This window comes from Sphingomonas sp. LR60, assembly GCF_036855935.1.
Classification (GTDB): domain Bacteria; phylum Pseudomonadota; class Alphaproteobacteria; order Sphingomonadales; family Sphingomonadaceae; genus Sphingomonas.
In genome coordinates this window covers 1,892,455-1,913,447 of sequence record NZ_JASPFK010000001.1, presented here as the reverse complement: position 1 = coordinate 1,913,447, position 20,993 = coordinate 1,892,455, and the positions used below count along the sequence as shown (strand labels likewise).

The 20,993-nt window shown below is 65.9% G+C and carries 23 protein-coding genes and 1 pseudogene; 13 read left to right on the top strand and 11 right to left on the bottom strand.

What is annotated here, in order from left to right; all coding sequences use genetic code 11:
• Positions 1 to 74 precede the first annotated feature (74 nt).
• The 4 genes from groES to QP166_RS08805 all read left to right on the top strand — a co-directional run bounded on the left by groES (position 75) and on the right by QP166_RS08805 (position 3,293).
• A complete protein-coding gene (gene groES / locus QP166_RS08820) occupies positions 75 to 362 on the top strand; it encodes a co-chaperone GroES (protein WP_333915576.1) in 288 nt (95 codons plus the stop codon).
• 54 nt (positions 363 to 416) lie between these two features.
• On the top strand, positions 417 to 2,060 hold the full coding sequence (gene groL / locus QP166_RS08815; RefSeq protein WP_333915575.1) for a chaperonin GroEL: 1,644 nt from the start codon (positions 417 to 419) through the stop codon (positions 2,058 to 2,060).
• Between the two features lie 191 nt (positions 2,061 to 2,251).
• Complete coding sequence (locus tag QP166_RS08810) at positions 2,252 to 2,815, top strand: Uma2 family endonuclease (RefSeq protein ID WP_333915574.1); 564 nt, start codon at positions 2,252 to 2,254, stop codon at positions 2,813 to 2,815.
• Positions 2,816 to 2,840: 25 nt separating this feature from the next.
• Positions 2,841 to 3,293: a DUF3429 domain-containing protein gene (locus tag QP166_RS08805; protein ID WP_333915573.1), complete on the top strand. Its 453-nt coding sequence runs from the start codon at positions 2,841 to 2,843 to the stop codon at positions 3,291 to 3,293.
• Between the two features lie 116 nt (positions 3,294 to 3,409).
• Here the strand turns inward: QP166_RS08805 and QP166_RS08800 are convergent, their stop codons facing one another.
• Positions 3,410 to 4,438: a mannose-1-phosphate guanylyltransferase/mannose-6-phosphate isomerase gene (locus QP166_RS08800; protein ID WP_333917303.1), complete on the bottom strand. Its 1,029-nt coding sequence runs from the start codon at positions 4,436 to 4,438 to the stop codon at positions 3,410 to 3,412.
• 140 nt (positions 4,439 to 4,578) lie between these two features.
• Between QP166_RS08800 and QP166_RS08795 the strand changes: the two genes are divergently transcribed.
• Positions 4,579 to 5,391 (top strand): ATP-binding protein, encoded by an 813-nt coding sequence (locus QP166_RS08795; RefSeq protein WP_333915572.1) that lies wholly within the window; start codon positions 4,579 to 4,581, stop codon positions 5,389 to 5,391.
• Between the two features lie 107 nt (positions 5,392 to 5,498).
• Here the strand turns inward: QP166_RS08795 and QP166_RS08790 are convergent, their stop codons facing one another.
• Positions 5,499 to 6,950, bottom strand: coding sequence for a methyl-accepting chemotaxis protein (locus QP166_RS08790; protein ID WP_333915571.1), 1,452 nt, complete (start codon positions 6,948 to 6,950; stop codon positions 5,499 to 5,501).
• A gap of 69 nt (positions 6,951 to 7,019) precedes the next feature.
• A complete protein-coding gene (locus QP166_RS08785; protein ID WP_333915570.1) occupies positions 7,020 to 8,801 on the bottom strand; it encodes an ABC-F family ATP-binding cassette domain-containing protein in 1,782 nt (593 codons plus the stop codon).
• Between the two features lie 115 nt (positions 8,802 to 8,916).
• Here QP166_RS08785 and QP166_RS08780 point away from each other — a divergent pair, with 115 nt between their 5' ends.
• The 3 genes from QP166_RS08780 (at position 8,917) to QP166_RS08770 (ending at position 11,341) form a co-directional block, all read left to right on the top strand.
• Entirely contained in the window at positions 8,917 to 9,210 is a 294-nt protein-coding gene (locus QP166_RS08780) for a hypothetical protein (RefSeq protein ID WP_333915569.1), read from the top strand.
• A gap of 99 nt (positions 9,211 to 9,309) precedes the next feature.
• On the top strand, positions 9,310 to 9,975 hold the full coding sequence (locus QP166_RS08775; protein ID WP_333915568.1) for a response regulator transcription factor: 666 nt from the start codon (positions 9,310 to 9,312) through the stop codon (positions 9,973 to 9,975).
• 58 nt (positions 9,976 to 10,033) lie between these two features.
• Positions 10,034 to 11,341: a sensor histidine kinase gene (locus tag QP166_RS08770; RefSeq protein WP_443027249.1), complete on the top strand. Its 1,308-nt coding sequence runs from the start codon at positions 10,034 to 10,036 to the stop codon at positions 11,339 to 11,341.
• A 264-nt stretch (positions 11,342 to 11,605) separates the two neighbouring features.
• On the opposite strand, the gene QP166_RS08765 is transcribed toward QP166_RS08770, so the two are convergent.
• From QP166_RS08765 to QP166_RS08730, 8 genes are all read right to left on the bottom strand, one after another.
• The gene (locus tag QP166_RS08765) at positions 11,606 to 12,025 is read right to left on the bottom strand and encodes a SufE family protein (RefSeq protein ID WP_333915566.1); all 420 of its coding nucleotides are present in this window, start codon (positions 12,023 to 12,025) and stop codon (positions 11,606 to 11,608) included.
• A 40-nt stretch (positions 12,026 to 12,065) separates the two neighbouring features.
• Complete coding sequence (locus QP166_RS08760) at positions 12,066 to 12,299, bottom strand: hypothetical protein (protein ID WP_333915565.1); 234 nt, start codon at positions 12,297 to 12,299, stop codon at positions 12,066 to 12,068.
• Between the two features lie 29 nt (positions 12,300 to 12,328).
• On the bottom strand, positions 12,329 to 12,553 hold the full coding sequence (locus QP166_RS08755; RefSeq protein WP_333915564.1) for a hypothetical protein: 225 nt from the start codon (positions 12,551 to 12,553) through the stop codon (positions 12,329 to 12,331).
• A 56-nt stretch (positions 12,554 to 12,609) separates the two neighbouring features.
• Positions 12,610 to 12,891: a hypothetical protein gene (locus QP166_RS08750; RefSeq protein ID WP_333915563.1), complete on the bottom strand. Its 282-nt coding sequence runs from the start codon at positions 12,889 to 12,891 to the stop codon at positions 12,610 to 12,612.
• A gap of 26 nt (positions 12,892 to 12,917) precedes the next feature.
• Positions 12,918 to 13,298 carry an envelope stress response membrane protein PspC gene (gene pspC / locus QP166_RS08745; protein WP_333915562.1) on the bottom strand — a complete coding sequence of 127 codons (381 nt, stop codon included), beginning with the start codon at positions 13,296 to 13,298 and terminating at the stop codon, positions 12,918 to 12,920.
• A complete protein-coding gene (pspB, locus tag QP166_RS08740) occupies positions 13,298 to 13,579 on the bottom strand; it encodes an envelope stress response membrane protein PspB (protein ID WP_333915561.1) in 282 nt (93 codons plus the stop codon). Before pspB ends, pspC begins: the two co-directional genes overlap by 1 nt.
• 1 nt (position 13,580) lies before the next feature.
• Positions 13,581 to 14,243, bottom strand: a complete 663-nt coding sequence (gene pspA, locus QP166_RS08735; RefSeq protein ID WP_333915560.1) for a phage shock protein PspA — start codon at positions 14,241 to 14,243, stop codon at positions 13,581 to 13,583.
• Positions 14,244 to 14,329: 86 nt separating this feature from the next.
• Complete coding sequence (locus QP166_RS08730; protein WP_333915559.1) at positions 14,330 to 14,467, bottom strand: hypothetical protein; 138 nt, start codon at positions 14,465 to 14,467, stop codon at positions 14,330 to 14,332.
• A gap of 155 nt (positions 14,468 to 14,622) precedes the next feature.
• Here QP166_RS08730 and pspF point away from each other — a divergent pair, with 155 nt between their 5' ends.
• From pspF to QP166_RS08700, 5 genes and pseudogenes are all read left to right on the top strand, one after another.
• The gene (gene pspF / locus QP166_RS08725; protein WP_333915558.1) at positions 14,623 to 15,675 is read left to right on the top strand and encodes a phage shock protein operon transcriptional activator; all 1,053 of its coding nucleotides are present in this window, start codon (positions 14,623 to 14,625) and stop codon (positions 15,673 to 15,675) included.
• Positions 15,676 to 15,736: 61 nt separating this feature from the next.
• On the top strand, positions 15,737 to 16,348 hold the full coding sequence (locus QP166_RS08720; protein WP_333915557.1) for a superoxide dismutase: 612 nt from the start codon (positions 15,737 to 15,739) through the stop codon (positions 16,346 to 16,348).
• A gap of 178 nt (positions 16,349 to 16,526) precedes the next feature.
• Positions 16,527 to 18,646 (top strand): annotated as a pseudogene (locus tag QP166_RS08710) (TonB-dependent siderophore receptor).
• Positions 18,647 to 19,196: 550 nt separating this feature from the next.
• Positions 19,197 to 19,619: a DUF2231 domain-containing protein gene (locus tag QP166_RS08705; RefSeq protein ID WP_333915554.1), complete on the top strand. Its 423-nt coding sequence runs from the start codon at positions 19,197 to 19,199 to the stop codon at positions 19,617 to 19,619.
• On the top strand, positions 19,616 to 20,944 hold the full coding sequence (locus tag QP166_RS08700) for a PQQ-dependent sugar dehydrogenase (protein ID WP_333915553.1): 1,329 nt from the start codon (positions 19,616 to 19,618) through the stop codon (positions 20,942 to 20,944). The genes QP166_RS08705 and QP166_RS08700 overlap by 4 nt, the downstream gene beginning before the upstream one ends.
• Positions 20,945 to 20,993: the final 49 nt, after the last annotated feature.

Sequence of the window (20,993 nt, the reverse complement as noted above, 5' to 3'; positions counted from 1 at the left end):
ATATGCGACCAGCTGGCACTCGGCTGGGTCGAGTGCCAAAGAACTGTCACATACCTTCAGAGGGGTACTGAGCAATGAACTTTCGTCCGTTGCACGACCGTGTTCTCGTCCGCCGCGTCGAGGCGGAAGAGAAGACGGCCGGCGGGATCATCATCCCCGACACCGCCAAGGAAAAGCCGCAGGAAGGCGAAGTCGTCGCCGCCGGTGCGGGCGCCAAGAACGACAAGGGCGAGGTCGCCCCGCTCGACGTCAAGGCCGGTGACCGCATCCTGTTCGGCAAGTGGTCGGGCACCGAGGTCAAGGTCAACGGTGAAGACCTGCTCATCATGAAGGAATCGGACATCCTCGGCATCGTTGCCTGAGCTTTCCGAACGCCTCAACTTTCTCAACATTCGTTCATCTGAAAGGGTAGCCACATGGCAGCCAAGGACGTGAAATTCGGCCGTGACGCGCGCGAGCGCATCCTGCGCGGCGTCGACATCCTCGCCGACGCGGTGAAGGTCACGCTGGGGCCGAAGGGCCGCAACGTCGTGATCGACAAGAGCTTCGGCGCGCCCCGCATCACCAAGGACGGTGTGTCGGTCGCCAAGGAAATCGAACTCAAGGACAAGTTCGAGAACATGGGTGCGCAGATGGTGCGCGAAGTGGCCTCGAAGACCAACGACATCGCGGGCGACGGCACCACCACCGCCACCGTGCTGGCGCAGGCGATCGTCCGCGAGGGCATGAAGTCAGTCGCGGCCGGCATGAACCCGATGGACCTGAAGCGCGGCATCGACCTCGCGGTCATCAAGGTCGTCGCGGACATCCAGGCGCGTTCCAAGCCCGTCTCGGGCTCGCAGGAAGTCGCGCAGGTCGGCATCATCTCCGCCAACGGCGACCGTGAGGTCGGCGAGAAGATCGCGGAAGCGATGGAGAAGGTCGGCAAGGAAGGCGTCATCACCGTCGAGGAGGCCAAGGGTCTCGAGTTCGAGCTGGACGTCGTCGAGGGTATGCAGTTCGACCGCGGCTATCTGTCGCCGTACTTCATCACCAACCCGGAAAAGATGCAGGTCGAGCTGAACGACCCCTACATTCTCATCCACGAGAAGAAGCTGTCGTCGCTGCAGGCGATGCTGCCGATCCTCGAGGCAGTGGTGCAGTCGGGCCGTCCGCTGCTGATCATCGCCGAGGACATCGAGGGCGAGGCGCTCGCCACGCTGGTGGTCAACAAGCTGCGCGGCGGCCTGAAGGTCGCAGCGGTCAAGGCGCCGGGCTTTGGCGATCGCCGCAAGGCGATGCTGGAAGACATCGCGATCCTGACCAAGGGCGAGGTGATCTCCGAGGATCTCGGCATCAAGCTGGAGACCGTGACGCTCGGCATGCTCGGCACCGCCAAGCGCGTGACGATCGACAAGGACAACACCATCATCGTCGATGGTGCCGGTGACGCCGACTCGATCAAGGGCCGTACCGAGGCGATCCGCCAGCAGATCGAGGTGACCACCTCCGACTACGACCGCGAGAAGCTCCAGGAGCGTCTGGCGAAGCTCGCAGGCGGCGTTGCGGTCATCAAGGTCGGCGGTTCGACCGAGGTCGAGGTGAAGGAGCGCAAGGATCGCGTCGACGACGCGCTTCACGCGACCCGCGCCGCGGTCGAAGAGGGCATCGTCCCGGGCGGCGGCACCGCGCTGCTGTACGCGTCGAAGGCGCTCGACGGCCTGACCGGCGAGAACGACGACCAGACGCGCGGCGTCGACATCGTCCGCAAGTCGCTGACCTCGCTGGTCCGCCAGATCGCGCAGAACGCCGGTCATGACGGTGCGGTGGTCTCGGGCAAGCTGCTCGACGGCAACGACACGTCGATGGGCTTCAACGCCGCGACCGACACCTACGAGAACCTGGTGCAGGCCGGCGTGATCGACCCGACCAAGGTCGTGCGCACCGCGCTTCAGAACGCCGCATCGGTGGCGGGTCTGCTGATCACCACCGAGGCGACCGTCTCGGAGCTGCCCGAGGACAAGGCTTCGCCGATGCCCGCCGGCGGCGGCATGGGCGGCATGGGCGGCATGGACTTCTAAGCCCAGGGCGGCCTGCGCCAGCGTGGCTGGCGCAGGACCCGCCACGGCGCGGACAGCCGGTCGGCAGCGCCGATCCGGGATGACGTCCAAGGCAGCGGCTTTGCCGCTGCTGCCCGAGTGTTACGGCGAAGGGCCGGCGGAGCGATCCGCCGGCCCTTTGTTTGCGTGGGGCGATCCGCTATATTCCTAGCATGCGCCACGACCCCCTCTACGAGCCGATTACGGTGGAGCAATTCCTCGCGATCGATTTCGGCAGCGACCGCAAGTTCGAACTGGTCGACGGTGTCATCCACATGATGACGGGCGGAACGCCAGCGCATTCGCGTGTGGCGACGAACATCCTTAGTTATCTTGGGCCGCGACTGCGTGGGACCGGATGTCGGGCCTATAATTCCGACATGGGCATCCGACTGGCCGACGATATGGTCAGGTATCCAGACGTAACCGTTTTCTGCGGCAATCCTGCTTCGCGCGAACGCGAGGAACAGCGGGTCTACAGCGATCCAGTTGTCATCTTCGAGGTACTCTCGGAAACGACAGCCAAGATCGATGCGGGAAGCAAGCTGGCGGCGTATCGCAACTTGCCGTCCGTCAGCACGATCGTGCTCGTCGATCCTGACAACGAGCTGACCCGGGTCGTGCAGCGGCTCGGCCCGGAGTCGTGGCGTGACGATCTATTCGCGCAACCGCATGACGTATTTCTCCCAACCCTGAACCTCACCATCCCCCACATGGGAATCTTCGCACGCGACTGATGCGGCGGCTGTGCGTTCGGCGATCATGAAGCAGCGTAGTCGTATTCCCACAGACAGCATCGTGTTCGGCTTCGGTCCCATGCTCCCGCTCGTTGCCGCCGGGATCGGCGCGTGGGTGCTGGCGCCCGGCTGGGGGATGATCGCGGTACGGCTGGCGATCGTATGGGGCGCGTTGATCCTGTCGTTCATCGGCGGCGTGCGGCGTGGGTTCGGGTTTGCCAAGCCGCGCGCGTCGACCGTGGTCGAGGTCGTCGCGGCCGTCGGCTATTTCACGATCGCGGGACTGGCGCTGGTAGTGCCGTTCGTCAGCACGTCTCTCGCGCTGCTCGCAGCGGGCTATGCGCTGGCCGCGCTGCTCGACCGCCAAGCGGCGCTGGCCGGGAATGCGCCGGCGCATTTCGCACGCCTGCGTCCGCCGCAGCTCTTGCTTGGCTGCGCGGGGCTGGCAGCGTGCTGGGCGTGGGTGATGTTGGGATAGGTCGGGCGACCTTCACTTGCCTCATTCCTTCGCCCCGGTCCGCGTGAAGAAGAAGGGGTTACGGATCAAGTCCGGGGCGACGGGGACAATGATGTAAGCCCACGCCGCCCCAACCTTCAGCCTTTCATGGCTTCCAGCAACAGCTTGACGTCCTGACTGCGGCCGCGCGGCAGGATCAATACGTCGTTGCCGCTGGCGACGACGATCAGATCCTCGACCCCGACCATCGCAATCCGCACGCCGTCGCTGCGCGCGAGGCAGTTGTTGCTGTCTAGTAAGAGGACGTCGCCGTTAACGACGTTGCCGCGCGCGTCGCCTTCGCTGATCGTGTGGAGTGCGTCCCAGCTTCCGACGTCGCTCCAGCCCATCGCGACCGGGACGACTGCGACACGATCGGCCTTTTCCATGACCGCATAGTCGATCGAGTCGGAGGGCGAGGCGGCGAACGCATCGGCATCCGGGTAGACTCGCACACCCTCGCGGCGCGCACCGGCGCACGCCTTACGTGCCGAGTCGACGATCGCGGGCGCGAATTGCTCGAGTGCCGCAAGATAGGCGTCGGCGCGGAAAAGGAAGATTCCGCCGTTCCAGGCATGGTCGCCCGACGCGATCATCGCCTCGGCGACGTCGCGCTTGGGCTTCTCGACAAAACGCGCAACGCGGTGGACCCCGGCGGCGATCTCCTCGCCGACCTTGATATAGCCGTAGCCCGTCTCGGGCGCGTCGGGGGTGATGCCGAAGGTGACGAGCCAGCCCTGTTCGACGAGCGGCAGCGCGGCGTGAATCGCGCCGTGGAACGCCTCGCGGTCGGCGATGACGTGATCGGACGGCATCACCAGCATCGCCTGATCGGCGTCGGCGCTGAGCGCGGCAAGCGCGATCGCGGGAGCGGTGTTGCGCCCGGCGGGCTCGAGGATCAGCGCGCTGGGCAGGGTGCCGATCGCGCCGAGCTGATCCTCGACCGCATCGGCGTGCGCGGCATTGGCGACGACGATCGGTGCGGCGAATGCGTCACCGTGCGCGCGTGCCGCCGTCAACTGCAACATCGTCTCGCTCGCGGTGAGTGCGAGCATCTGTTTGGGCTTTTCCGGCCGAGACATCGGCCACAAGCGAGTACCTGATCCGCCTGAAAGGATCACCGGCACGATTTCGGTCAATTGCTGCTCCTGTTCCCCCGTGAGGGCGCAGCCGCACCCTCGACGCCTCAACACACTTGATCGCGCAAGGTTTCCTTATGCGCGATCTTCCGTTGCGGCAACGTGACGACCAGATTAGCGGAATCGCGATGACCGACGCCCTCGACCGGATCGCCGCCGCGCTGGAGCGGCTCGCTCCAAAACCGCCCACCAGCGCCGATCCGCTGGCAGATCCCGCCTACATCTGGCGCGATGGCGCGTTGGTGGCGGCACGTGCCTTTGCGCCACTGCCCTTGGCGTTGTTGCAAGGGGCGGAGGCGCAGAAGGTGGCCTTGCTCGCAAATCTCAAGCGGCTGGCGGAGGGATTACCGGCGCAGGACGCGCTGCTGTGGGGAGCGCGCGGGACCGGCAAGTCGGCGCTGGTGAAGGCGGCGGTCGGCGCGGTGCAGGCGGAGGGCGGTGCGATCGCGTTGGTCGAGGTCGCGGCGGATCGCCTGGAGACGCTGCCACGGCTGTTCGACGTCGTCGCGGGGCAGCCGCGCGCGTTTGCGATCTTCCTCGACGATCTCGGCTTCCACGTGGCGGCGGAAGCCCGCGTGCTGCGCTCGCTGCTCGAAGGTGGCGCAGAAGCGCGGCCGGCGAACGCGCGGCTGATCGTCACCTCCAACCGTCGCCACCTGGTGACCCGCGACATCAAGGAACAGGAAAGCGCGATCAACCCGCGCGACTCCGTGGATGACCAGATGGCGCTTGCGGATCGCTTCGGGCTGAGCCTCGGCTTCCATGTCGTCGATCAGGATGGCTATCTGGCGATCGTGCGCGGCTTTGCCGAGCGCTACGGATTGCCGTTCGACGCGGCGGAGGCGGTGCAATGGGCGACGCGCCGCGGGAGTCGCTCGGGGCGGGTCGCGTGGCAATATGTCGTCGAGGTCGCCGGGCGAGAGGGGAAGCAGCTGGGGTGACGTGGGGCGCTCAGTGCTTCGTTGCGCAACAAGGTTAGAAGGAAGGAGCCAACCGAAAGGATTGAAAGTCGGTCGGCCCCGGGTCCGCGTCTGTCGGGCGGGTCGGATCAGGCCGCCGCCAGTCGCTTTTGCATTCGGTGAACCGGGTTGCCGTCCGCCTCGCCGAGCCGGAAGCGTGCCACTTCGCGCGACAGCGTTTCGGCCTCCGCGGCGAGGGTGCGCGCCGCGGCGGTGGCCTGTTCGACCATCGCGGCATTGCGCTGCGTGACGTTGTCCATCTCCGACACCGCGGTGTTCACCTGTCCGAGCCCGACCGACTGCTGGCTCGCCGAGGTGGCGATGCGCGAGACGAGATCACTGATCTCGCCGATGCGGCCGATGATGCGCTGGAGCGCCTGACCCGCCTCGTTGACGAGATCGACGCCGACGCCGACCTGTTCGGAGGAAGCGAGGATGCGCGTCTTTACGTCCTTGGCCGCGTCTGCCGAGCGCTGCGCCAGCGCGCGGACTTCGGACGCGACGACCGCAAAGCCCTTGCCCGCTTCACCGGCACGCGCCGCCTCGACGCCCGCATTGAGCGCGAGCAGGTTGGTCTGGAAGGAGATGCCGTCGATGACGGTGATGATCTCGCTGATCTCCGCCGAGGAGCGTTCGATGCCGCCCATCGCCTCGACGGCGCGGCGGACGATCTGACCCGATTCTTCCGCTTCGGTGCGCGCTTCGCCGACGATGCGGTTGGCCTGTGTGGCGCCGTCCGCGGTCTGGCGGACCGTCGCGGTGATCTCGTCCATCGCGGCGGCGGTTTCCTCGAGCGAGGCGGCCTGCTGCTCGGTGCGCTGCGACAGATCGTCGGAGGCCTGACGAATGTCGCCCGAGCCGGTGCGGATCTGCAGGCTGGACCGGGTGACGACGCCTAGGGTCGTCGACATCTGCGTGCGCATCGCCTCGAAGCTGTCGGCGAGCGCCTGATATTCGGCCGGGAGCCCGTCGAGCGTCTCGGTCAGGTCGCCGTGCGCCATTCGCTCGAACACCTGCCCGCAGCGCTCGATCACGGCGCGGCGACCGGCCTGCTCGGCCTCAAAATAGGCGGCGAGCGCGATGTCCATGTCGATCAGCGACGCCTTGACCAAGGCGGTCGCCGCACGCGCGCGGCGACGGGCACCGAACGGCCAGAGCAGGCGGCCCAGCATCACCTTTGGGAGCACATGCTCCAGCATCCGCGCATAGCCGCTGATGTACCAGGTGGGGGCAAGGCCGATGCGCGCGTGGATCTGCCCGATGTGCGAGGCGGCCGCGGCGTAGTTACGATCGATCGGCCCCGAAAAGAGCTTGCGCCAATGTTCGAGCTGCTTGTCGCGGGCGTGATCCATCCGTGCCTGCGACTGGAACATGCGGCTGATCGCCGGCGTGCTGGCAATATGCTTGTAGAGCGCGACGAGCGCGGTGGGGGCATGACGCTCGATCGCGCGCTGCACCACGGGAAAGGCCGCATAGCTGCGTTCGGTATAACCGAACGCGGCCAGACGTTGTTCGAAGTCGATTGGTTCCGATCCGCTCACAGCACTTCCTCCGTGCCGTGAGCATTAAGCGGAAACGGTTAAAGCCGGGTAAGCTTCGACCTTTGACTTTCAAGCATTTTCTACAATCTCGGCCAGTTCAAGCCAGCGCATCTCGGCGGCGTCCTTCTCGTCGCGGAGCGTCGCGATATTGCGGCTCAGTCGGTCGAACGCCGCGGGATCGCGTGTATACAGTCCCGGATCGGCCATAGCGGCTTCGTCGGCAGCGATGCGCGCGTCCAACTCCTCGATCCGCTTGGGCAGCAGATCGTAGTCGCGCTGATCCTTGTAAGTGAGCTTCACGCGCGTCGGGGCCTGAGATGGCGGCACGGCGGCGAGCTTTGCCGCGGCCTTCTTCGTTGGCTGCACGCGCGGCCTGCGTTGCCGCTCCCAATCCTCGTAACCGCCCGCGACGACGTCGACCTGCCCCGACCCGTCCAGCCCGAGCGTGATCGTCACGGTGCGGTCGAGGAAGTCGCGATCGTGGCTGACGATCAGCACGGTGCCGCCGTAATCCGCGATCACCTCCTGCAACAGATCGAGCGTTTCCAGATCGAGATCGTTGGTCGGCTCGTCGAGGATCAACAGGTTCGATTCACGGGCGAACTCGCGCGCGAGCAGCAGGCGCGAGCGCTCGCCGCCCGACAAGGTGCCGACCTTCGCCTCGGTCAGCGAGGGATCGAACAGGAATTCCTTGAGATAGCCGTGGATGTGCTTGCGCGCGCCGAGCACGTCGATCCACTCGCCGCCGTCGGCCAGTACTTCGCGCACGGTCTTTTGCGGCGCCATCAGGCTGCGCTGCTGGTCGATGAAGATGCCGTCGAGCGTCTTGGCGCGCTTGACGGTACCGGCGTCGGGTTCCAGCTCCCCGGTCAGCAGCTTGAGCAGGGTCGTCTTGCCCGCGCCATTGCGTCCGACCACACCGATCCGGTCGCCACGCGCGACGCGCAGGTTCAGGTCGCGGATGATCGGGCGGTCGCCGAAGCTCTTCGAGACATGGTCGACGTCGATCACGATCTTGGTCTTGTTGTCGTCGCTCGCCATCTGGAGCGCGGCGGCGCCCTGCGGCCCCATCATAGCGGCACGCTCCGCCCGCATTTCCTTGAGCTTCGACAGCCGACCCTGGTTGCGGCGGCGGCGTCCGGTGACGCCACGTTGCAGCCAATGCTCCTCGATCTTCAGCTTGGCGTCGAGGCGCTGCGCGTTGCGCTCCTCCTCGGCATAGACCTGTTCGGTCCATGCATCGAAGCCGCCGAACCCGACCTCGGCACGGCGCAGCTCGCCGCGATCGAGCCAGAGCGTCTGCTTGGTCAGCCGGGTGAGGAAGGTCCGGTCGTGGCTGATGACGACGAACGCGCCCGTGAAGCGCTTGAGCCAATCCTCGAGCCATTCGATCGCGGCGATATCGAGGTGGTTGGTCGGTTCGTCGAGCAGCAGCACGTCGGGGTCCATCGCCAATGCGCGGACGATCGCGGCGCGGCGACGCTCGCCGCCCGAGGCGGAGGATGCCTCGCGCGACAAGTCGATGCCGAGCTGGTCGGCGATCGCGTCGGCCTGATAATGTTCAGGCGCGTCGTTTCCGGCCAGCGCATAGTCGCGCAGCGTCGCGAAATTGCTGACGTCCGGATCCTGCTCCAGCATCACCACCTTGGTGCCGGGCACGATCGTCCGCCGCCCTTCGTCGGCATCGATGACGCCCGCGATCAGCCTGAGCAACGTCGACTTGCCCGCGCCATTGCGCCCGATCAGCGCCAGCCGATCCCGCTCGCCCACGTATAGGTCGAGATGGCGGAACAGCCAGCCGGACCCCTGAACGAGCCCGAGGTCTTCATACGACAATATAGGTGCGGCCATGGCCTGCGACCTAGGGAACCGGGAGGGCGGGAGCAAGTTGCGCGGAGGATACATGCACCGCTTTCGTCGTTCACAGGCTGTTCAAGCCGCTATCGCTACGCCTACACCGGTGAAAATGCTTCCTTCGCTTCTTCTGTGCGGCCTGGCCGCCCCGGCGATCGCGCTGCCGCTGCCCGAGCAGGTGCGCGAGGGGGCGGCGGCGTTGCAGGCGCGGCGGCAGGGGAGATTACTGCCGCTGCCGGAGATCGAACGGCGCGTCGTGCCCACGATGCGCGACGCGCAATATATCGGCTTCGACCTCGAAATGCCGAGCGGCATCTACACGCTGAAGTTCCTGCGCGACGGCGCGGTGATCTGGGTCGACGTCGATGGCCGTACCGGTCAGATTTTGGGACGGACTGGCCGCTGAGCAGGCGTTCAGCGCGGTGAAAGCCGCAATTCCATAGCCCCCGGCTTTCGTGCTAGCCCGATCGCCAGACAATCGTTTTCTTGAGGAGCCCCTTCACCCATGCGCGTGCTGATCGTCGAGGATGAGCCCAATCTGGGGCAGCAGCTGAAATCAACGCTGGAGGGTGCGGGTTACGCCATCGATCTGGCGACCGATGGCGAGGAGGGGCATTTCCTCGGCTCCACCGAGAATTACGACGCGATCGTGCTCGACCTCGGCCTGCCGGAGATCGACGGGCTGACGGTGCTCGATCGCTGGCGCAAGGAGGGCAAGGTCACCCCCGTGCTGGTGCTGACCGCGCGCGACAGCTGGTCGGACAAGGTCGCCGGGCTCGATGCGGGCGCCGACGATTACGTCGCCAAGCCGTTCCAGACCGAGGAACTGATCGCCCGGCTGCGCGCGCTGATCCGTCGCGCGTCGGGCAATGCCTCGTCGGAGCTGATCGCGGGCGATGTGCGGCTCGATACCCGTTCGGGGAAGGTGACGCGCGCCGGCGATCCGGTGAAGCTGACCGCGCAGGAATATAAGCTGCTCAGCTATCTGCTTCATCACAAGGGCAAGGTGGTCAGCCGCACCGAGTTGATCGAGCATATCTACGATCAGGACTTCGACCGCGATTCGAATACGATCGAGGTGTTCGTCACGCGCATCCGCAAGAAGCTGGGGCAGGACGTGATCACGACGATCCGCGGGCTCGGCTACAGCTTGGAAGACCCGGACGCCTGACACGATGACCGAAGGCGAGGTTAGCCAGCCGCGCGCGAGCGGGTCGCTCTCGCGACGGATGATCCTGATCGCGTTCGCGTGGATCGCCGCACTGCTGGTCGGCGGCGGGTTCGCGCTCGATCGCGTGCTGGTCGGCGCGGTGACCGCCAACGCCGACGACCAGCTGCAATATGTGCTGCGGTCGTTGCTGGCGTCGGCGGAGATCGACCCGATCGGCGAGGTGCGCTTCAATCGCCAGCCTGCCGACCAGAGCTTTCTCGAGCCCTATTCGGGGCTGTACTGGCAGGTGTCGGCGCCGGGGCACGAGACGTTTCCGTCGCGATCGCTGTGGGATCGCGAGCTGGCGTACGGCAAGCCGCATAGCGGATCGGACATCCGCAAGTACGACAGCAGTCAGTTCCCCGACGAGAAGTTGCGCGTGATCGAGCGCGACGTGACGCTGCCCGGATCGAACGTCCGCTGGCGGTTCCAGGTCGCGAGCCGTGGCGATGCGCTGGAGGCACAGATCGCGGTGCTCCGCCGGACGCTGGTGCGTAGCTTCGTGCTGCTGGGGGTCGGGCTGGCGGTTTTGGCGACGCTGCAGACCTTCTACGGGCTGCTACCGCTCCGGCGATTACGGCTGGAGATCGCCAAGATGCGCGCCGGGCGATCGAACCGGATCAGCGGGGCGATGCCGCTCGAATTGCTGCCGATGGTCGAGGAACTCAACGCGCTGGTCGCGCACAACGAGACGCAGGCCGAGGAAGCGCGGCGCCATGCCGGCAATCTGGCGCACGCGCTCAAGACGCCGCTGACGGTCATCATGAACGCCGCGACTGCGCAGTCGGACGATCTCGCCGATACCGTGATCCGTGAGGCGCGGACGATGCGGCGTCAGGTCGACCACCATCTGGCGCGCGCGCGCGCGGTCGGGCGGCGCGGATCGGCGCACAGCCGCGCGCAGGTGTGGCCGAGCGTCGAATCGGTCGAGCGCGCGGTGCAGCGCCTCTATCCGCATGTCCGGATCGACATGAGCGGGCCGAAGGATCTCGTCGCGCATATCGAGCGGCAGGATCTCGACGAGATCATGGGCAATCTGGTCGAGAATGCCGCGAAATACGGCGGCGGCAGCGTGTTCGTGACCGTCGGCGCCGAGGCGGGGTTCGTCGAGATACTGGTCGAGGATGACGGGATGGGGATACCGGAGGCGGACCGTATTCGGATCTTCGACCGTGGGGTGCGGCTCGATACCGGCAAGCCGGGCACCGGGCTGGGGCTGGCGATCGTGCGGGACGTCGCGGAGATCTACGACGGGATGGTGACTCTGGAGGAGAGCGAGGACCTCGGCGGGTTGCTGGTGCGGTTGCGGCTGCCGATGGCGGGGTGAGGGGGCGCGCGCCGTCACCTATTTATCCCGTCACCCCGGCGAACGCCGGGGTCCCGCTACGCAGTATTCGTGACGGCGCGAGGCGTTCTTTTCACGACGGCCTTACCAACTAGGCCCCGGCCCTCGCCGGGGTGACGGTTGAGAAAATGGCTTTCATTGTCGGCGTCATTCCCGCGTAGGCGGGAATCCAGAACCTTTGACTTCACGCTTCTATCGATGGGCCTGCGCGTCTGGGTTCCCGCCTTCGCGGGAATGACGAAGGAGTCAGCCGGCGTAGCGGGCGGCGGTCTCGCGGATCAGCGCGATCATGTTCGGAATGCCCTGCGTGCGGTTCGAGCTGAGTTGCGCCTTCAGGTCGAAGGACGCCAGTTCGCCCTCCACATCGGTCGCGAGGATTTCCGCGGGTGTGCGATCCTGCACCGTGAGCAGCACCAAAGCGATGATGCCCTTGGTGATGTGCGCGTTGCTGTCCGCCAGAAAGTGGAGCCGGGCATCCTCGCGGACCGCGGGATAGACCCAGACCGAGGCGGAGCAGCCGCGCACCAAGGTCGCATCGGTCTTGAGTGCCGCCGGCATCGGCTCGAGCGCGCGGCCGAGGTCGACGAGGAGGCGGTAGCGGTCGTCGCCTTCCAAAAAGGCATATTCGTCGCGGACGTCGTCGAGCGTGGCAGCGGCTTCGGTCATGCCGGGCGCGCTACCGCTCTGGCGCGCCGCCCGCAACCATTCAGAGGTCGACGCCGGCGGCGATCGCTTCCAGCTTGCGGATGCGCTCCTTGAGGTCGGCGATCTCGATGCGCGCCCCCGCCTGGGGTGCGGGGGAGGGTTCGCTCCCCAAGCGCATCTCCTGGCTCTTGAGCTGGAGCCAGCCGCGCCAGCCGTTCAGGGCGGCGAAGACCAGCATCGCCAGTCCGGCAAGCGACGCAACGGCGAGGGTAAGGGTGATCTGGGGATCGGACATGGCTGCCTTCTCCTGTGCTGGCGTTGAGGTCAGCGGTCGCGCAGCTCTTCGATCTGGCGTTCCAGATCGCTGCGGCCGTGTTGATCGGTGATGACGCGCTCCAGAACTGCGATGCGTTCCTTGAGCTGGCGGATTTCGTCGTAGGCGCGGGGCGATGCCTCAGTATCGGGGAGCCGCGTCTGCGCGCGCTCGGCCCGATATCTCTCCCGGCTGACGCGGCCGATGGTGACGATCATCACGATCAGGACCACCATTATCGCTACGGACCACGGCACGATAGTTCCTCCCTCTTTCGTTCATCTTCAGGTGTTCAGTTCAGCGGACGCTGGTCGGGCATGGTGCGCAGCGCGTCGATCTCGTCGGCGAGCGCCACGCCCTTGTCGGTGGCGATCCGTTCAAGGACACGGACGCGTGCCTCCAGCCGCTCGGTCTGCGCCGCATATTGGGCGGCCTTCTCGGCGGTGCGCTCGGCGTCGATCTCGAGCCGGCGACGCTGAAGTTCCAGCCACGGCTTGAAAACCAGCGCGGACAGGGCCCCGATGATCGGAATCAGCAGCGCGAAGAGTGGGATGAGAAGCGGACTGATATGCATGACCTAACCCTTTGCTGACGCAGCGCTTACCGCAGGCTGTCGATTTCCTTGGCCAGTGACGAGTTGCGGCTGGTGTAATGCAGCTCGATATCGGCGAGGCGGCGATCGATGTCGCGGAACTTGGCGCGGACTTCGGCGGTCGACCGCTTCGGATTGGCGCGGACGCCCTGCCAGAATTTCTGGTCGTCATGATCCTGATAGAGGCCGGTCGGCTTCGGATCGACGATCCAGGCGACGATGATGTAAGCGAGCAGGATCCACCATTGCTGCGCGACGATCGTCAGGCCGGCGATCCCGAGGCGGACCCACAAGACCTCGATCCCGATATAGTCGGCAATACCGGCGCAAACGCCCTTCCACTTGCCGTTCTGCGGATCGAGATAGAAGTTGGTGCGGCTGTCGGACATCAGTTCCTCCGCTGCGACGTGGGTTGATCGAGACGATAGTCAGGCGCCGAGCGATAGTCGGCGATGCCCGGGCGGAAATCGGGATTGTCCGCGGCGACGATCCGCTCGACGGTGTTGACGCGGTCCTCGAGCCGGCGGGCGAGATTGTACATCTCGTCGAGCAATTGCTCGTCCTCACCGGTCATCTTGGGCGCGGTCTTCCACTTCGTCACGTAGTGCAGGATCAGCCACGGCAATCCGATCATGAATGCCAGAATGGCGATGACGCCGGTCAAATCCATCTCAACCCTCCTTGTTCAGGCGCTTCTTGAGCGCTTCGAGTTCGGCGTCGATCTTGTCGTTCGACCGCAACTCGTTGAATTCATCCTCCAGCGTGCGGGGCGTGAGGCCCATCGCCTCGGCGCGTCCCTCCGCCTCGTCGGCGCGGCGCTCCAGAACCTCGAAGCGACTGAACGCCTCGTGCGTCTTGGGGCCGTTCCACATCTCGCGCAGCCGCGCCTTGGTGTTGGCGCTCTCCAGCCGCGTCGCGATCGCGTTCTGCTTGGCACGCGCTTCGCGCAACTTGTTCTGCAGCTTGGCGATATCTTCTTCGGAAGAGCGAAGCGCCTCGTCGAGGCCGGTCACTTCCTCGCGGAGCTGCGCGCCCATGTCAGCAGCCTTGCGGCGCTCGACCAGTGCCGCCTTGGCGAGGTCTTCGCGGCTCTTGGAAAGCGCCAGCTCGGCCTTTTCGGTCCAGCTTGCCTCCAGTTCCGCCAGCTTGGCGATATGGCGGCGCATCTCCTTCTGGTCGGCGATGGTCCGCGCGGCAGAGGCGCGAACCTCGACCAGCGTGTCTTCCATCTCCGCGATGATGATGCGGACCATCTTGGCGGGATCGTCCGCACGGTCGAGCAACTCGGCCATGTTGGCGGCGACGATGTCGCGAGTGCGGGAGAAAATGCCCATTCGATACGGACTCCTTGGGTATTCGCGCCTTCTTAGCGGATTGGACGGGGTACGGGGAGGGTCTGTTCCCGCACCCCGTCCTCCGCTCACGCCGTCGCGCGGGCGGAAGCGATGGGGGTGTTCGCCAGTGCCGTCGCCGGGCCGACCGCGCCGAGCACCATCGTGGCGCTGACGAGGACGGTGAGGGCGAGGGCGGCAAGCTTGTTGGTGAAGGTGGTGGTCATGGTGGAAACTCCCTGAATGCGTTGTTGCCAGAAGCATTGCAGGAGGCGTGCCAAATTACGTTTGTGGCGGAAATGCTGGGTTTTCGTCCCTGCGGTGCGCAATTGGAAAAACTGACGGTTGCTATCGTCTGGCAAATTGCGCCAATCCTTGGTGCATGAAGCGCAGTACGCAGGTGATCGGACAATCGGGTGTCTTTCTCGATGCGCTGGAGCGCGCGAGCCGCGCGGCCGCGCTCGACCGTCCGGTGTTGGTGATCGGCGAGCGCGGGACCGGCAAGGAGCTGGTCGCCGAGCGGCTTCATCACTTGAGCCCGCGTTGGGATCAGCCGCTGGTGACGATGAACTGCGCGGCCCTGCCCGAGACGCTGATCGAGGCGGAATTGTTCGGCCACGAAGCGGGGGCGTTCACCGGCGCGTCGAAGGCGCGGGTGGGGCGGTTCGAAGAGGCCGACGGGGGGACGTTGTTCCTCGATGAACTCGGCACGCTGTCGATGGGTGCGCAGGAGCGATTGTTGCGTGCGGTCGAATATGGCGAGGTGACGCGGATCGGTGCGTCTCGTCCTCTGCGCGTCGACGTACGGATCGTCGCGGCGACCAACGAGCATCTGCCCGACCGCGTCGAGGACAATAGCTTTCGCGCCGATTTGCTCGACCGGCTGTGCTTCGAGGTGGTGACGCTGCCGCCGCTGCGTGCGCGCAAGAGCGACATTCCGGTGCTCGCCGATTTCTTCGGGCGGCGGATGTCGTCGGAGCTGGGGCGTGACGAATGGCTAGGCTTCTCGGCGGAGATGGAAGAGGCGATGCGCGACTATCGCTGGTCGGGCAACGTCCGCGAGCTTCGAAACGTCGTCGAGCGGGCGGTCTATCGTTGGGAGCGTGCGGGGCCGGTCGGGGCGATCGAGTTCGATCCGTTCGACTCGCCCTATCGGCCGTCCGGCGCGAACGGCAAGCGCCCGGCGGCGACGCCTGCCCCGACGCCTACTGCGCCGCCGCCTTCGGGAGAACCGGTCGACGAGGAAGTCGCGGCGTGCGAGGTCGGGCCGTCCGACTTCAAGAGCCGCGTGGCGCTGTTCGAGCGCGAATTGTTGACCAAGTCGCTTGCTGAGCATCGCTTCAACCAGCGTGCGACCGCCGAGGCGCTGGGGCTCAGCTACGATCAGCTGCGCCATGCGCTGCGCCGACATGATCTGATCGGAGCGGTTGCGTAACGAGTGTCGGGGAGCCATTTGGAGCGCATCGCGTTCCCGACGCGAACCTTTAGGAGGATTTATGGCTTTCGAACTGCCGCCGCTGCCCTACGCCTATGACGCGCTGGAGCCGGTCATCTCCAAGGAGACGATGACCTTCCACCACGACAAGCATCATGCGGCGTACACCAACAAGCTGAACGAGGGTGTTGCTGCCGATTCGTCGCTCGAAGGGCTGTCGATCGAAGATATTCTGGCGCGCGTCTCGTCGCTGCTGCCGCTGATCCGCAACAATGGCGGCGGTTATTGGAACCACGATTTCTTCTGGAAGATCATGGGGCCGAAGGGTTCGACCCAGCCGTCGGGCAAGTTGGCCGAGGCGATCGATGCGTACGGCGGGCTCGACAAGCTGAAGGAAGATTTCAACGGCAAGGGCGCGGGCCAGTTCGGTTCGGGTTGGGCGTGGGTGATTGCTGATTCGGCGGGGGCGCTGAAGGTCACGTCGACGCCGAACCAGGACAATCCGTTGATGGACGACGCCAAGGAAAAGGGCACGCCGATCCTGGGTAACGACGTGTGGGAGCACGCTTATTACCTGACCTACATGAACGACCGCCCCGGTTACCTGAAGGCGTGGTGGGACGTCGTGAACTGGGACGAGGCTGGACGCCGGTACGAAGCGGCGCGCGGCTGAGCCTCAAAATAGCGTCGATGAACGAGGCCCGGGGCGATTTCCCGGGCCTTTTTCGTGCGCATTGGATCATGGTGGATGCACTGTTAACGATCTTTTGAGAACGGGGGCGATACGAGCGACGTGCCGCTGCGAACGGAGGAAGAAGATCGTGCGTCGTCGTTTGAAGCGCTCCGCCGCGATGATCGGTGGTCTGCCCGTCGCGCTGGTGCTCGCCATCGCACCGTTGCCGGCCGCAGCCAACCCCGAGGCGGTGGATCACGACGACGTCACGGTCGAGGGGTGCGGCAGCCGTATCGTGGGAGCTTCGCGCTGAGCGAGATCCCGCAGGCGATCACCACGATCGATGCCGTGACCCTGCAGGAAAACAACATCCTGCGGCTTACCGATGCGCTGGACCTCAACGCCTCGGTGGCGCGCCAGAACACATTGGGCGGGCTGTGGGACAGTTTCGCGGTCCGTGGCTTTGCCGGCGACGAGAATTTGCCGAGCGGCTATCTGGTGAACGGGTTCAATGCCGGACGCGGGTTCAGCGGGCAGCGTGACGTGGCGGGGATCGAACGGGTCGAGGTGCTCAAGGGCCCGGCGGCGGCGGTGCTGGGGCGAGGAGAGCCGGGCGGATCGATCAATCTGGTGACCAAACAGGCCGAGATCGGGCGGACGTTCGGCAGCGCGTCGCTGCAATATCGCAGCTTCGACACGGTGCGCGCGGAGGGTGACGCGAACGTCGCGCTGACCGGCACGCTGTCGGCGCGGTGGATCGGTTATGCCGAATCCGGCGACACGTTTCGCGACACGATCAGCCAGCGGCGCTGGGGGTTCCTGCCGTCGGTCGCGCTGGCGATCGGCGCGGACACGCGGTTGATCTACGATATGGAGTGGACGCGCACCGCGGTGCCGTTCGATCGCGGCATCGTCGTGCTTAACAACGATTTCCGCACCGTGCCGCGTTCGCGTTTCCTGGGAGAGCCCAGCGACGGCGATACGGTCGCGCGCGCCTTTGGCCATCAATTGCGGCTCCAGCATGATTTCGGCGGCGGGTGGAGCCTGTTGCTTGGCGCGAGCCATCGCGACACGGAGCTGACCGGCGCGTCATCGGATGCCGAGACCGCGACCGCGCGGCAGAAGCTGTTCGTCGATGGCCGTACATTGTCGCGGCAGCGCCGGACGCGCAGCTATACGTCGACGCACGACGTGTTCCGCGCCGAAATGGCGGGGGAGTTCGCGACGGGCGGGGTACGCCACCGGGTGCTGATCGGCGGCGACATCGACTATTTCGACACGGACCAATATTTCACGCGCTTCCGTGGGCCGGTCCTCACCGCGACGACCTCCGATCGGCAGAGCTATGCGATCGATATCCGGAACCCGGTGTATGGTCGCTGGCCGGTGCCGACGGGTACGCCGACCACCAACCGGCTCGACGTGCAGCGCACGCTGGGCGGGTATGTGCAGGATCAGATCAGCCTGACTGACCGCTTGCAGGTCCGCATCGGCGGACGCGTCGACAATTTCCTGCTGCGCGTCGACAACCGGTTGCTGAACACCGAAGGCCGCCGCAGCCGTGCACGGTTCAGCCCGCAGGCCGGCATCGTCTATGAACTGGCGGAGCCGCTGTCGCTCTATGCGGCTTATGGCGAAGGTTATCGCGCCAATATCGGCACCGATGCGCGAGGGGCTGTCTTCGAGCCGGAGACGAGCAAGTCGATCGAGGCAGGGGTGAAGCTGGCGGCGTTCGGCGGTCGACTGAGCGGGACGCTCGCGGTCTATCAACTCGACAAGGCGAACGTGCTGGCGACCGACCCCGCCAATCCGGGCTTCTCGATCGCGATCGGCAAGGCGCGCAGCCGCGGGATCGAGCTGGACGTCAACGGGCAATTGCCGGGGCGCATCGATGTATCGATCAGCTATGCCTATACCGATGCCGAGGCGCGGTCGCGGGTGCGCGATCCGAATTTCTCTTTCCAGATCGTCCCGGGCGATCCGCTCATCAATATTCCGAAGCACAATGCCAATGTGCAGCTCGCCAAGCATCTGACCTTCGGTGCGCGCGAGGCATCACTGGGGGCGGGGGTGCAACATGTCGGCGAGCGCAATGGGCAGACCGGCACCAGCTTCACCTTGCCCGCGCATACGCTGGCGCGCGTGTTCGGCGAGGTCGATCTGACGCCGGAGACGACGCTGTTCGCGTCGGTCAGCAACCTGTTCGACGCGCAATGGTATGCGAACAGCTATGCCCCGGTGTGGGTGCAGCCGGGTGCGCCGCGCACCGCGACGGTCGGCGTCCGGGCGCGCTTCTAGGGTTTGATCCAGCTGACTTGAACCATCCCTCTTCGTACCCCGGCGAAGGCCGGGGCCCATTTGGGAAGGCCGGGGGATGAAGCGACGCACATCAATAGCGTCCCCCAGCTGGGCCCCGGCCTTCGCCGGGGTACACGTCAGAGTTGATGGATCACACGCTAGCCTGAGGAGTGTTCGCGATCGTAGGGTTCGTTTACCTTTGGCTTGGCGACGGGCGGTCGTTATGTGGTCCCTGCTTCGACAAGCTCAGCACGAACGGTGTGGGTGGGGCGGTGCTTGTGCATGAGCCGTTCGCCCTGAGCCTGTCCAAGGGCGTGTCACGCGCAAGTGCTTCGACAATCTCAACACGAGCAGTGTGAGTGGGGAGAGGCATGCGCTTCAGCCGTTCGCCCTGAGCTTGTCGAAGGGCGTGTCAGGCGGCGAGTGCTTCGACGGGGTCAGCATCAGCGGTATAAGGCGGGGCGTATGCTGGTGCGTGCGCTTGGGCAACCATGCGGGGCTGAAATCATTGTCGTTCCGAGCGCCCGCGTTCGGGCGTGCGGAGATCTTCATGCTCGCACCCACCGCCGCGCCGTGGCGTATTCATCCGCTTCACGGCATCTTGCTCGCCTTTCCGATAGCGCTATTCCCCGCCGCGCTGGCTGCGGATGTGACCTATCTGGGCAGTGCCGAGATACAATGGTCGAACATGGCGGCCTGGGCGATCACCGGCGCGCTGGTGTTCGGAGCACCGGCGCTGGCATTGAGCGTGTTCGCGGCGCTGCGGCGGCGTACAACGTGGCTGTATCCACTGCTGCTCGGGCTGGCGTGGGTTGCGGGGCTGGTCAACGCCTTCCAGCATAGTCAGGACGCGTGGGTGTCGGTCGGGATCGGCGGGCTGCTGCTGTCGCTGGTGTCGAATGCTGCGGTGCTCGTGGCGGGGTGGCTGGCGCTAGGCAGCCGCCGCGTCGTCGTGCGGGAGATGGTGCGATGATCCGCGTTGCCGCCACCTTCGCCACACTGGTGCTGCTCGCCGCGTGCGGGAGCCAGCCGAGCGACGTCCGGCAGACCGGGCCGAACCCGCAATTGCCCGACCAGCAACCCTCGCTGATCCCCGCGATGAAGATCGCCAAGCCGACCGGCTGGGGCGATACGCGCCCGACGGTGCCGAAGGGGTTCGCGATCACGGCGGTCGCGACCGACCTGAAGGTGCCGCGGCAGATGCTGGTGCTGCCCAACGGCGACCTGCTGGTCGCGGAGGGCAAGGGTGGGCACGCGCCGAAGCTGCGGCCCAAGGACGTGATCGCGGGTTATATCAAGAGCCTCGGCACGACGAGCGTGAAGGGCGGCGACCGCATCACCTTGTTGCGCGACGCCGATGGCGACGGGCGGCCGGAGGTGCGCACCACCTTCATCGACAAGCTCGACGCGCCATATGGCATGGCGCTGGTCGGCAACGAGCTGTACGTCGCCGAGCAGGGCGGGTTGAAGCGCTTCGCCTATGTGCCGGGTGCGACCAGCATCACCACGCCGGGCGCGGAGGTGACCAAGTTGCCGTCGCGGATCAACCATCACTGGACCAAGTCGCTGGCGGCGAGCGCGGATGGATCGAAGCTGTATGTCGGGATCGGCTCGAACAGTAACGTCGGCGAGCGCGGGATGGAGGTCGAGCAGGATCGTGCGGTGGTGTGGGAGATCGACCGCCAGACCGGCGCACATCGAGCAATCGCGACCGGCATCCGCAACCCAACCGCGTTGGCGATCGAGCCGACCACCAATGCCTTGTGGAGCGTCGTCAACGAGCGCGACGAACTCGGGCCGCGGCTGGTGCCCGATTATCTGACGCAGGTGCGGGACGGCGCCTTCTATGGCTGGCCGTACAGTTACTACGGCCGGAACGTCGATCCGCGGGCACATCCGGGGCGGCCCGATCTGGTCGCGACCGCGGTAGCGCCGGATTATGCGCTTGGCTCGCATGTCGCGGCGCTGGGGCTGTCGTTCGTCTCCGGCGGCGGCTGGGGCGGGGCGTTCAGCGAGGGCGCGTTCGTCGGCGAACATGGCAGTTGGAACCGGCAGGATCTGGCGGGTTACAAGGTGACGTGGGTGCCGTTCGCGGGTGGACGCCCGGCCGGCGAGCCGCGCGATCTGGTGACGGGGTTCATCGGTGCGGACGGCAAGGCGCGCGGGCGTCCGGTCGGGGTGCTCTACGACGCACCGCGCCGGGCGTTGTTCATCGCCGACGACCTGTCGAACACGGTGTGGCGGGTGACGCCGGCGGTGACCAGTGCGGTGGTGGGGCAAGCAAGGCCGCGGGGATAGTTTTCCGCCGTTCGTGCTGAGCTTGCCGAAGCGCGTGTCTGGACACGCC

Coding starts and splice junctions, on each gene's coding strand:
- groES (WP_333915576.1), top strand. CDS start 75: ATGAACTTTCGTCCGTTGCACGACCGTGTTCTCGTCCGCCGCGTCGAG.
- groL (WP_333915575.1), top strand. CDS start 417: ATGGCAGCCAAGGACGTGAAATTCGGCCGTGACGCGCGCGAGCGCATC.
- QP166_RS08810 (WP_333915574.1), top strand. CDS start 2,252: ATGCGCCACGACCCCCTCTACGAGCCGATTACGGTGGAGCAATTCCTC.
- QP166_RS08805 (WP_333915573.1), top strand. CDS start 2,841: ATGAAGCAGCGTAGTCGTATTCCCACAGACAGCATCGTGTTCGGCTTC.
- QP166_RS08795 (WP_333915572.1), top strand. CDS start 4,579: ATGACCGACGCCCTCGACCGGATCGCCGCCGCGCTGGAGCGGCTCGCT.
- QP166_RS08785 (WP_333915570.1), bottom strand. CDS start 8,801: ATGGCCGCACCTATATTGTCGTATGAAGACCTCGGGCTCGTTCAGGGG.
- QP166_RS08780 (WP_333915569.1), top strand. CDS start 8,917: ATGCTTCCTTCGCTTCTTCTGTGCGGCCTGGCCGCCCCGGCGATCGCG.
- QP166_RS08775 (WP_333915568.1), top strand. CDS start 9,310: ATGCGCGTGCTGATCGTCGAGGATGAGCCCAATCTGGGGCAGCAGCTG.
- QP166_RS08770 (WP_443027249.1), top strand. CDS start 10,034: ATGATCCTGATCGCGTTCGCGTGGATCGCCGCACTGCTGGTCGGCGGC.
- QP166_RS08765 (WP_333915566.1), bottom strand. CDS start 12,025: ATGACCGAAGCCGCTGCCACGCTCGACGACGTCCGCGACGAATATGCC.
- QP166_RS08760 (WP_333915565.1), bottom strand. CDS start 12,299: ATGTCCGATCCCCAGATCACCCTTACCCTCGCCGTTGCGTCGCTTGCC.
- QP166_RS08755 (WP_333915564.1), bottom strand. CDS start 12,553: ATGGTGGTCCTGATCGTGATGATCGTCACCATCGGCCGCGTCAGCCGG.
- QP166_RS08750 (WP_333915563.1), bottom strand. CDS start 12,891: ATGCATATCAGTCCGCTTCTCATCCCACTCTTCGCGCTGCTGATTCCG.
- pspC (WP_333915562.1), bottom strand. CDS start 13,298: ATGTCCGACAGCCGCACCAACTTCTATCTCGATCCGCAGAACGGCAAG.
- pspB (WP_333915561.1), bottom strand. CDS start 13,579: ATGGATTTGACCGGCGTCATCGCCATTCTGGCATTCATGATCGGATTG.
- pspA (WP_333915560.1), bottom strand. CDS start 14,243: ATGGGCATTTTCTCCCGCACTCGCGACATCGTCGCCGCCAACATGGCC.
- QP166_RS08730 (WP_333915559.1), bottom strand. CDS start 14,467: ATGACCACCACCTTCACCAACAAGCTTGCCGCCCTCGCCCTCACCGTC.
- pspF (WP_333915558.1), top strand. CDS start 14,623: ATGAAGCGCAGTACGCAGGTGATCGGACAATCGGGTGTCTTTCTCGAT.
- QP166_RS08720 (WP_333915557.1), top strand. CDS start 15,737: ATGGCTTTCGAACTGCCGCCGCTGCCCTACGCCTATGACGCGCTGGAG.
- QP166_RS08705 (WP_333915554.1), top strand. CDS start 19,197: ATGCTCGCACCCACCGCCGCGCCGTGGCGTATTCATCCGCTTCACGGC.
- QP166_RS08700 (WP_333915553.1), top strand. CDS start 19,616: ATGATCCGCGTTGCCGCCACCTTCGCCACACTGGTGCTGCTCGCCGCG.